General features: G+C 61.7%; 9 protein-coding genes and 1 pseudogene. 6 read left to right on the top strand and 4 right to left on the bottom strand.

Translation table 11 applies throughout. The features are described 5' to 3' along the window. The first annotated feature begins 135 nt into the window (after positions 1 to 135). Positions 136 to 477 (top strand): hypothetical protein, encoded by a 342-nt coding sequence (locus NKJ12_RS31480; RefSeq protein WP_352707587.1) that lies wholly within the window; start codon positions 136 to 138, stop codon positions 475 to 477. A 115-nt stretch (positions 478 to 592) separates the two neighbouring features. Here NKJ12_RS31480 and NKJ12_RS31475 read toward each other — a convergent pair whose 3' ends face one another. Both NKJ12_RS31475 and NKJ12_RS31470 read right to left on the bottom strand, forming a co-directional pair. Next, complete coding sequence (locus NKJ12_RS31475) at positions 593 to 1,003, bottom strand: hypothetical protein (RefSeq protein ID WP_352707585.1); 411 nt, start codon at positions 1,001 to 1,003, stop codon at positions 593 to 595. After that, a complete protein-coding gene (locus tag NKJ12_RS31470) occupies positions 1,000 to 1,680 on the bottom strand; it encodes a nucleotide-binding protein (RefSeq protein ID WP_352707583.1) in 681 nt (226 codons plus the stop codon). Before NKJ12_RS31470 ends, NKJ12_RS31475 begins: the two co-directional genes overlap by 4 nt. A gap of 449 nt (positions 1,681 to 2,129) precedes the next feature. Between NKJ12_RS31470 and NKJ12_RS31465 the strand changes: the two genes are divergently transcribed. From NKJ12_RS31465 to NKJ12_RS31450, 4 genes and pseudogenes are all read left to right on the top strand, one after another. After that, complete coding sequence (locus tag NKJ12_RS31465) at positions 2,130 to 2,537, top strand: plasmid mobilization protein (RefSeq protein ID WP_352707581.1); 408 nt, start codon at positions 2,130 to 2,132, stop codon at positions 2,535 to 2,537. Continuing rightward, complete coding sequence (locus NKJ12_RS31460) at positions 2,534 to 4,774, top strand: relaxase/mobilization nuclease domain-containing protein (protein WP_352707579.1); 2,241 nt, start codon at positions 2,534 to 2,536, stop codon at positions 4,772 to 4,774. Before NKJ12_RS31465 ends, NKJ12_RS31460 begins: the two co-directional genes overlap by 4 nt. 335 nt (positions 4,775 to 5,109) lie before the next feature. Next, a pseudogene (locus NKJ12_RS31455) lies at positions 5,110 to 6,445 on the top strand (IS701 family transposase). Between the two features lie 175 nt (positions 6,446 to 6,620). Further along, positions 6,621 to 7,619: an NAD(P)H-dependent flavin oxidoreductase gene (locus NKJ12_RS31450; RefSeq protein ID WP_352707577.1), complete on the top strand. Its 999-nt coding sequence runs from the start codon at positions 6,621 to 6,623 to the stop codon at positions 7,617 to 7,619. Here the strand turns inward: NKJ12_RS31450 and NKJ12_RS31445 are convergent. Beyond that, positions 7,607 to 7,717: a hypothetical protein gene (locus NKJ12_RS31445; RefSeq protein WP_352852253.1), complete on the bottom strand. Its 111-nt coding sequence runs from the start codon at positions 7,715 to 7,717 to the stop codon at positions 7,607 to 7,609. The genes NKJ12_RS31450 and NKJ12_RS31445 overlap by 13 nt on opposite strands. Positions 7,718 to 7,736: 19 nt before the next feature. After that, on the bottom strand, positions 7,737 to 8,393 hold the full coding sequence (locus tag NKJ12_RS31440; protein ID WP_352707574.1) for an IS5 family transposase: 657 nt from the start codon (positions 8,391 to 8,393) through the stop codon (positions 7,737 to 7,739). A gap of 148 nt (positions 8,394 to 8,541) precedes the next feature. Here NKJ12_RS31440 and NKJ12_RS31435 point away from each other — a divergent pair. Then, positions 8,542 to 9,543 (top strand): IS1380 family transposase (locus tag NKJ12_RS31435; protein WP_352707572.1); only part of this gene is annotated, 1,002 nt, incomplete at its 3' end.

Here is a 9,543-nt window from a genome sequence, read left to right as displayed (position 1 = left end):
ACCTGTTTATTGGGGGGCCTTGCCTCTTTTTTAAACACAACAACACCACCCGTCTACTCCTATCACACCCCCCCCGGCACCCGGGGCGCCCCCCCGGGCCGGGGGCCGGCTCCCCACCGGCAAAAGGAGGTTGCAATGAGCCGCTATACTATCACTGTCACTGGCACCGTCATCGGAAAGGGCCACTCCGATCCAGACGCTGTCATCGGCTACGACCTACCGCTTCGGACCTACTTCCTGCAAGCGTTCCCGCACGAAGAAACCGACGAGCCCCGTCTTTGGCTTGGCACCCGCGATCGCGCGTTCGAAGCGCTTGACGATCTTCGCCATGCAGCCATCGCACACGGCTACGACTTCATGCCGTTGTCGCCCAAACTGGCGGCAAAGCTGGTCGGCGACAAAGCGGCAGCCAGCGGGCGTCCGGTGCGAGACACAATCTTCGGCCAGATGCTGAAACACCTCAACCAATCCAAGTAGGCAAACATCTCAGGGCCCGCGACGGAACACTCCGTCGCGGGCCCTTTTTTGCACGTTGCAAAAGAGCCACGAACATCACCCGTCACGGCATGCGAGAGCGACTCAAAACCGCCGATTATTCCTTCGGCAGTTTGTGCTTATGAATGCGGATATAATCCTGCACAGCCTTTCGCAGCAGTTCGGTCATGCTGTGGCCGTTGCTGATCGCCAGCAGCTTGAAATGGCGCTGCTCCGCAGCCGTCAGGTAATAGCCGCAGCGGATCATCTCCTCGTCGCGAATCTTCTTGCCGGCTATCGGATCCTTTTTCTGACCCTGCCGCAGCAGCTTGCGAAAGTCAGGGCTTGCACCCGATGCCGGCTCGGGCGTCTGCGACATCGCCGATCCGACATTCGGCTCCAGCTTCTGCGCCTCGATCTTCGGCGATGAAATGAACATGCTCGGCAGTGCCGGCGGCTGCGTGGAAATCGCCTTCATCATGCGGGCTTTCTTGTCGTCACCGGGTTTCGGTGCGGTTTCTTCACTCATTCCGCGTTCCTTGTGGCTTCGATGAAGGTTTGCAGAAGGTCGTCGAAGACCCCTTCGCTCTCGGCAATCGCCTTCGCATCAGGCACCCCATGGCTGTAAAGGGTCTGCCCGGTCTGAAGGTCGCGGTAGGCAACACGATTGTGCAGGACATGTTCTGCAATGGGCGTGCCATTGGCCTGGATGATGGCGCGCAGTTCGGTCAGGGCTCGCGCCCTGCTATCGATGATGGTCTGCTTGGTCAGCACGAATATCGCAGGCAGCGGTCTACCCCGGCTCTCGACCGCCAGCGGGATGTAGTGGTCGGTGATCTGGATGGCGGCGGTCACATCATCAAGCGCAAAATAGATCGGCACGACGACAATATCGGCGGCGAAGAGCCCGGCCATCAGGTTATCGTTTGTGGTGCCTTCCGTATCGATCAAGACGACCGAGCGCTCACCGTTGTGAGTGGCTGCTGCGCGAAGGATTTCCTGCGGCGTCATCGCGCTCACCATCGTGAGCCTGTCAGGACGATTGCCAGCCTCGCCCAGCATCTGGAACCAGCGGTTCATGTTCTGCCGCCGGTCTCCGTCGATAAGAGTGACCGAATAGCCCCGATGCAGTGCGACGGATGCGAGGGCGCGCAGCATCGTCGATTTGCCAGTGCCGCCCTTGGGGATCGCAGCGGAGATGATCATGGGGGCCTCGTTCCGGCGTTGTCTCCTTGTTTCCATGTTAACATGGAAACAAGTCAACATGGAACAATATCACGGTAGAGACATGGTGACATAGTCAACGGGGAAGACTGGTTTGGCAACCCCATCGACTGCGCATTTCCGACTACGCATTTCCGACTACGCATCAGTCCTCAACGCTGGAAACACATCGCGACCGGCCCGCTGCGGTTGACAACTGGGCTGGTGAGAAAGGAACGTCGGCTTTGTCCTTTCCCAGGCGCGCACCAATAAGAGCTCGTTCACGGTGCGGTTTTTGCGCAGCTGCTATCTGCAGCGAAGGAATAGGTCCGGTGGCCATCATAGACACACTACATCAAGTCACGATTTGGCAGGATAGCCTATTTTGTGATACACACAAAATAGGCGGCGCGGCCCTGTCGGGCCTTAGCGCCCGCAAGCGGGCTTGAGAGATGGATGCAGGCGCCCAGAAAGCAGCGGTACAGAACGCGTCACGGCGCTACGGCGAGGTGACGCACATCCGATTTTCGGCTGACGAGCTGGCCAACCTTAAAGCCATTGCGGAGCGGGACGGCGTTACCGTCAGCGAGGTCGTGCGGCGTCTTGTGCGGGCAGAGGCCGGGTATCTGCCTATCGCGTCAGAGGCGTTGCGGCCGGCGATCGTGGACATGACCGATCAGCTGCGGCGCGTCGGCGTCAATTTCAATCAGGCCGTGCGCGCGATAAATGACGGCCGTGTTGCCCACGATGAGGATCTTGAACAGGCGCTGGTCGCCGTGGGCAACCTGGTGCGGCAGTTTCGCGAGGAACTGAAGGCGATGACTGGCGGGTCACGCAAGGCGAGGGTGGCCAGGCCATGAGCGGTCGTCTTGCTGGCTACGCGGCCGAAATCGAACGCTATCTTCGAGGCGAGTCCGGCGTGAAGCGTGAGGAGCTGGACGACGACAAGTCCGTCACGGGCGCCCGACGCGAGGTCGGTGAATTCCAGGCGATGAAGAGCTATGAGCGGACCGGTGGCGGCGGACGCCTCGGGCAAGGAGGCGGCTCGACGGCAGGTGGCGGCAGGAGCGCCCATCGTTCGTCGCCGGGAGGATTGGGGGCGGCGGGGAGCTCCATGTCCAGCAGGGCACCGAAGTCCACTGCTGCTGCGAGTTCGCCCAAGGCCGCTAGCGCGCCGATCATGATCTATGGCGTCACGCTCGCCGGTTTCCGGCCGGAAGAGGAGGAGGAAGACTGGAAGCGGCGCGGCGGCGGTGGTCGTGGTGCTGTTCGTCCGAGCGGTACGGCACGAGCGGCGCGGACGGGCTATCAGGCGCGGGCCGTGGCGGCACGGGCAGGCTATGCGGCGGGCGCGCAGCCTGCCGTGTTCAAGGTCATGCCCAATCCGCCATCGACCAAGGAAGCTGCCGCCCGGCTGCTCAATTACATCGGGAAGCGCGAGGACGAAAAAGGCGAGAAACACGACATCGAGATTTTCGACGAGGACGGGCAGGTGCTTGCGACAGGTGCCGCAAGAAAGGCGTTCCTGGAATCGTTTTGCGAGACGTTCGAACCGCCCCTGGAAAACACCAATTTTATCGAGGTTCGCTTCGATCTCGCTAGCGATGTGACCGATGCCGCCTTGAGCGAGGCGCTGAGCAAGGCCTTCGGGGCAAAACCGTTCATCTATGCGCAGGATGGACAGACGGTGGAGGTTTACGCGCATACCGATGAGCGGGCCGGACCGCTTGCCAAGGTGCTCGCCGGCGGTCGGGAAAAAAATTCGCGCAGCAAGGCGCTCGACAAGATCGAAGCGCGCCTGTCTGAAGCCATGGGCGAGGCGGGGGTGGTCGCCAAGGCAGAGGTAACGGCGGCCGTGAGCCGTGAACCCAAAGCGAAATATTTCCTGCAGAAGTTCATCCGCACCCACAGCCACATCCGCCACGCAAATGGCGAGCCTGTGCCTGCTGTGAAAAGCTCCACCAAGGCGGCGGCTTCGATCTATGAACAATGGCGCCCGCAGTTTTCGGGGCGTGAGCGCCGCAATGCCTATCACCTGCTTTTCTCGGCAAGAGCCGGCACCGATGCCAACGCCGTGATGGCCGCGGCGCGCGGCGTGCTCGAGGAGCGAGCGCCAGGATACAAGTTCGTCCTGGCGCATCACAAGGACACCAAGCACGTCCATATCCACGCGATGGTGCAGGCACGGTCAGCCGACGGCGAGCGCCTGAAATTCTACAAGCCTGATCTCGCAGCCTGGCGCGAGACTTTTGCGGAAAAAGCACGCGAGAACGGCATTGCGATGGTGGCGACGCGGCGCATGGATCATGCGATGACGCGGCCATTCACGAAGGAGCATGCCGGAGCCTACAGCCGTGCACAGAGCGATCCGCGCTATCAGGTCAGCGCCAGGACAATCGAGAGAGTGGAGGCCAAGCGGCAACGCCGTTTCGATATGCAATCGCTTATCGTGAACGGCGATGCAATCGCTGCCGCATGGCAAAAGACTGTGACGACGATGCGGACCGCGGGCATAGTCGGACAGGCTCTCACGGCAGCGGAGTCGATCGGCAACAATTTTCTGCGGTTCCGTGGCGATGGGACAGGGGAAGGGCAGCCAGGTCCTGGCGCGGGTCGCGGAGCTGATCAATCGGGGCAGAAGTCTTTTCTGTCCCATCCCGGTATGAGAGAATTGAATGCACTGATAGGAGATTTGGACATGGCGCAGACCCCCTTGGAAATGCGGCGTCAGATGGCCCGCGTCAATCAGGCTCTCGACAACATGCGCGAGACGCTGCCGCCGGCGCATCAAGGTCAGTTCGAACAGTATCGTGAAGAGGTGAACGACAAGATGCACGACCGTCTCGCGCGGCTGCAATTCGAGCGGCAGCAGCAGCGTCGTGGTGGTGGCGGTGGCGAGCCTATCCCCGAGCGCGAGCCGCGAGGGCGAGACCTTCCAACTCGGGACGATCCCCGCGAGCCGGAGCAGCCGCGCACCGGCACCGAGCAGGAGAAGGTGGCAGCCAAGCAGAAGGACGCCAACAAACAGAAGGCACGGCAGTCGGAAGAGCAGGACCGCAAGACCCAGCGCTCAAATGATAAGGATTACGAGCGCTGAGCCGAGCTCACTGCCGCCTGCGGCTAAAGAGACCGAGAGTGTTAGTGACCTCATGTGCCGAGGCCCATTTGGCGCCTACGAGGTTCAGGATGATGGCCACGCAGATCTCACGCCGCGCATGATCTTGAAATCTGCTTCGTGCCGCATTGCTGGATGGACTGAAGCTAAGGCTGTGACAGGCTGGTTTTCAGGTCGGTCCAGGTAACCGCAGCGCCATTGGATCGATCGGTGACGGGCTCAAAGCCCGGTCGTAAGTTTGCTGATGGGTTAGTTTAGCACTACTTTGGCAGATTTTGGCGGGCGAGCACTTTCAGGATTCCCAAGAGGCGTCTTCGGTGATTCATAGGAGGTCGGCTTTTGGAGGGGCCGGCCATGGATGGGAACTGGCAAGCTGATCTGGCGCGCTGGCTTGCGCCGTTTGTCGCGGCGCTAGGGCACAAGACGCGGGCGCGGATGTGTCCTCTCTATGTCGCGGGTTTGATTGGTCCAGGAGACCGCAAGAGCGTTCAGCCGATGGCGGCGCGCGCTGGCGAGGTCGGCTACGATCAGCTTCATCATTTCGTCGCTGCCGGAGTTTGGGACAGTGCTCCACTCGAGGCTGCCCTGCTGAAGAAGGCAGATGGCCTGGTTGGCGATGAGGCGGGTTTTCTTGTCATCGATGATATGGCGTTGCCCAAGAAGGGACGTCACTCGGTTGGCGTCGCGCCACAATATGCCTCGTCGCTCGGAAAGACTGCCAATTGTCAGTCGCTGGTCTCGGTAACCTTGGCGTCGCGCGAGGTGCCGGTGATGGTGGGCCTGCGGCTATTCCTGCCCGAGAGCTGGACAGATGATCCTGAACGTATGGCGCGGGCTCGTGTGCCGAAGGATAGACAGACTGCTCTGACAAAGCCGGAGATTGCAATCGAGGAGGTCGACCGCGTCATCGCCTCCGGTGCGCGTTTTGACTGTGTGCTTGCCGATTCAGGGTACGGCTCCAGCGGACCCTTCCGTCAGGCTTTGAGTGAGCGCGGTCTGCTGTGGGCAGTGGGTCTGTCGCGACGCCAGAACGTCTATCCCGCCGACGTTGCCCTGATCTTCCCCGTCGCGAAGGCCGGAAAGCCCCGCAAATACCACATCCCTGATCAGCCCCCGGTCTCGGCTGAAACGTTGTTGGCCGAAGGGAAATGGCAAAAGGTCAGCTGGCGGCGGGGCACCAAAGGTCGGCTGACCTGTCTCTTCGCGGCCCGTCGTGTCCGTGTTGCGGATGGCCATAAGCACCGGATGCTCGATAACCGTATGCAATGCATGCTTGGCGACGAGGTTTGGCTCGTCGGCGAGCGGCGGTCGACCGGGGAGCAAAAATACTATGTGTCGAACCTGCCGGCCGATGCCACCATCAAGACGCTCGCTGCCACGATCAAGGCCAGGTGGATCTGTGAACAGGCCCACCAGCAGCTCAAGGAAGAGCTTGGGCTCGACCACTTCGAAGGTAGATCCTGGACGGGATTACATCGACATGCGTTGATGACGATGATCGCCTACGCCTTCCTTCAATCCCGCCGCCTCAAAGCAGCGGGACGGAAAAAAAAGAGTCTCGGGACCGCCACCACAGCCAAGCATGCCGGCCATCAGGCAAGCGATCCTCGACATCTTCGCACGACCTCCACCCCGACGATGTCCTCGCTGTGACATGCTCCTTGCGAATATCCCAGAGCCTAAAGTGCCAAAGTAGTGTTAGGGTGCGGACTCATAACCGTCGGTCGACTGCGCTGGCGGCTCTGGTTGCCGTTAGTCGCGGGCGCTGAGCGGGGCTCGATAGGATCAACCGAACCTGCGATACTCAAGGCAATCTGTTGGAGTGATGATGCGCATCGTAACCCGTCTCACTGATCGGCTTAAACTGCAGCATCCGATCATCAGCGCGCCGATGGCATTCGCATCGGGCGGGGAACTCGCAGGTGCGGTCAGTACAGCCGGAGGGCTTGGGCTTATCGGCGGCGGCTATGGCGACGCTGATTGGCTGACGCGAGAGTTCGAGCGATCTGGCAACCGACCTGTCGGCTGCGGCTTCATAACTTGGTCACTCGCCAGGAACCCGCGCCTACTCGATAAGGCCTTGGAGCGGCGACCAAGTGCGATTTTCCTATCCTTTGGCGACCCGGCGCCTTTTTCGCCGGCGATACGGGCCGCCGGGGTCCCCTTGATCTGCCAGGTCCAGAGCCTCGACGACGCGCGCCGCGCTCTTGATGCCGGAGCCGACATCGTCGTCGCCCAAGGCGCGGAAGCCGGCGGTCACGGTGAGAAGCGAGCGACATTCACATTTGTTCCGGAGGTCGCGAACTTGGTACGGCGACGGGCGCCGGACACGCTCATCTGCGCGGCCGGTGGCATCGCCGATGGTCGTGGGCTTGCAGCGGCGCTGATGCTTGGCGCTGATGGCGTCGTGATGGGATCACGTTTCTGGGCCTCGTTGGAGGCTCTCGTTCATCCAAATCTGCACCAGGCTGCCCTTGCCGCGACCGGAGACGACACGGTTCGAACCTCGGTGATGGACCTAGCGCGCCGCCTGGATTGGCCATCGCGGTTTTCACTGCGCGTTCGGAAGAATGCTTTTACGGAAGCCTGGCACGGCAATGAGGCCCATCTCCTTGCCGACATTGACGCGCAGTCCGCTGCCTACCGGGAAGCGTGGGCAAGCGGCGATCCCACAATAGCCGCGATCATGATTGGTGAGGCCGCCGGCCTCATCCACGACATCGAGCCGGCGAGTGACATACTCCTTCGCACCGTTTCTGAAGCGATCACCCTGCTTCAGGGCGCAAGTTCGCTTCTGTTTGTCGAGGACAACTGTCACAGCCAGTAACTGACCGTAGCGGCTAGGCAGACGGCAGCGAGGAAGTTCGTGGCCGATCGATCGTATCTGGTGGCGATGCGGCGCAAATCCTTGAGCCGTCCGAACATGCGCTCGATGGCGTTGCGATCACGGTAGAGGAACGGGGAGAAGCAGTTCTTCCAGCGCCGGTTGGCTTCGGCGGAATGTTCGGCATCGCCGCTTTAGCCTAGACCTGTGGCGAATGGCATTGGTATCATAGTCCTTGTCGGCGTGCAGGATCGGGCTCTTGGGCATCTGCTCCAGAAGCAAATCTCCGGCGCTGCAATCGGCGACCTGGCCACCGGTCAAGAGGAAAGCGATCGGGCGGCACAGGCCATCGGTCAGGGCGTGGATCTTCGTGGTTCGCCCACCGCGCGACCGGCCGATCGCCTGATTTTGCTCCCCCCTGTGCCGCCAGAAGCGCAGCGATGCGCCTTCACGGCCGAAGAGGTCGATCAGGACCTCAGCCGGAGGACCGCCAGCCGAGGCCAGGGCGTGGAAGATGTCGACCCAAACGCCTTTGGCAGCCCATCGGACAAAGCGATTGTAGAGCGTCTTTCTCGGCCCGTAGACTTGCGGGGCATCGACCCAGCGGCCGCCGGACTTGAGGACATGGACGATGCCGCCAATCGCTCGGCGGTCATACTCTTGGCTTGCCGCGCGTGTCGGTTGGCAGCAGCGCCTGCGGCCGCGAAACCTGCTCCCTCCGTCAGCCAGAAATAACCGCGATTCATCTGTGGCCTCCCTTTGGAGACCGTGACTCATAAAACCACCGTCAGTGGAATCCCTTTATGGGTCCGGATCCTAGCCTGAAAAATTCATGGGGGTTGGTGGATGTGGCGCAAGCCGTTGAAAAACGTAGGATTTGGTTGCTTAAGCCGATCCGAACCATTTCCCGGAGACCACACCCACCATGAACGATCTTGCGCTGCCGCTGAGCGGTTTGTCATCAGTCGGCGGCAAGTCCGTCGTCGCCCGTTTCGACGGCGGCATGCTGTCGTCCAACAGCGGCGTTCTGGCCTTGGCCGAGGTGGAAAAGCGGTTGCGGCTGGCCGAGCGTCTGGCGCGTTGCATCGACGATCCGCGCTGCCCGGACCAGGTCGTCCACAGCCTGGCGGACATGATCGGCTTTCGCATGAAGATGATCGCCGCCGGCTACGAGGACGGCAACGACGCCAACCGGCTGCGCCGCGATCCGGTCTTCAAGATGGCCCAGGATGCGCTGCCGTCGGGTCGGGATCTGGCGTCGCAATCGACGCTGTGCCGGCTGGAGAACCTACCCGGCGTGCGGGAGCTGGTCGCGATGGGACGGGCGATGGTCGATCTCTATTGCGCCTCGTTCCGGCAGGTGCCGAAGCGGATCGTACTCGACATTGACGACACCTTCGACGCTGTGCACGGAGGCCAACAGCTTCGCCTGTTCAATGCCCACCATGACGAGTACGGCTTCCAGCCGATCGTCGTGTTCGATGGTGCGGGACGGTTCGTCAGCGCGATCCTGCGACCGGCCAAGCGGCCGAGTGGGGCTGAGATCCGCCCCCACCTGCGCCGTCTGGTGCGGGCGATCCGGATCAACTGGCCGAACATTCGAATCCTGCTCCGCGGCGATAGCCATTATTGCAACCCGCAGGTCATCGACTGGTGCCGCGCCAACGACGTCGACTTCATCTTTGGCCTCGCGCCCACCACGAGCCTGCGCAAGCATGTCGCGGATCTGGAGGCCAGCACGACGGCGCGCTTCGAAGCGTCGGCCAAGACAGGCAAGGTCCGCAGGTTCAAGGAGTTCGTTGACGGCGCCGCTAGTTGGAGCCGCGTCGAGCGCATCATCGCGCGGGTCGAGGTCGGCGCCCAAGGTGGCGATATCCGCTTCGTCGTCACCAACCTTGCCGGTGGGAAGGCCAAGGCGCTCTACGAG

It is taken from the genome of Mesorhizobium sp. M0195, assembly GCF_040322115.1.
Classification (GTDB): Bacteria; Pseudomonadota; Alphaproteobacteria; order Rhizobiales; family Rhizobiaceae; genus Mesorhizobium.
The sequence above is the reverse complement of the archived record's forward strand: the minus strand, read 5'-3'. Positions and strand labels throughout refer to the sequence as shown.

Excerpts from the sequence above, each read along its gene's own strand:
- NKJ12_RS31480 (WP_352707587.1), top strand. The coding sequence starts at position 136 with ATGAGCCGCTATACTATCACTGTCACTGGCACCGTCATCGGAAAGGGC.
- NKJ12_RS31475 (WP_352707585.1), bottom strand. The coding sequence starts at position 1,003 with ATGAGTGAAGAAACCGCACCGAAACCCGGTGACGACAAGAAAGCCCGC.
- NKJ12_RS31470 (WP_352707583.1), bottom strand. The coding sequence starts at position 1,680 with ATGATCATCTCCGCTGCGATCCCCAAGGGCGGCACTGGCAAATCGACG.
- NKJ12_RS31465 (WP_352707581.1), top strand. The coding sequence starts at position 2,130 with ATGGATGCAGGCGCCCAGAAAGCAGCGGTACAGAACGCGTCACGGCGC.
- NKJ12_RS31460 (WP_352707579.1), top strand. The coding sequence starts at position 2,534 with ATGAGCGGTCGTCTTGCTGGCTACGCGGCCGAAATCGAACGCTATCTT.
- NKJ12_RS31450 (WP_352707577.1), top strand. The coding sequence starts at position 6,621 with ATGCGCATCGTAACCCGTCTCACTGATCGGCTTAAACTGCAGCATCCG.
- NKJ12_RS31445 (WP_352852253.1), bottom strand. The coding sequence starts at position 7,717 with ATGTTCGGACGGCTCAAGGATTTGCGCCGCATCGCCACCAGATACGAT.
- NKJ12_RS31440 (WP_352707574.1), bottom strand. The coding sequence starts at position 8,393 with ATGAGTCACGGTCTCCAAAGGGAGGCCACAGATGAATCGCGGTTATTT.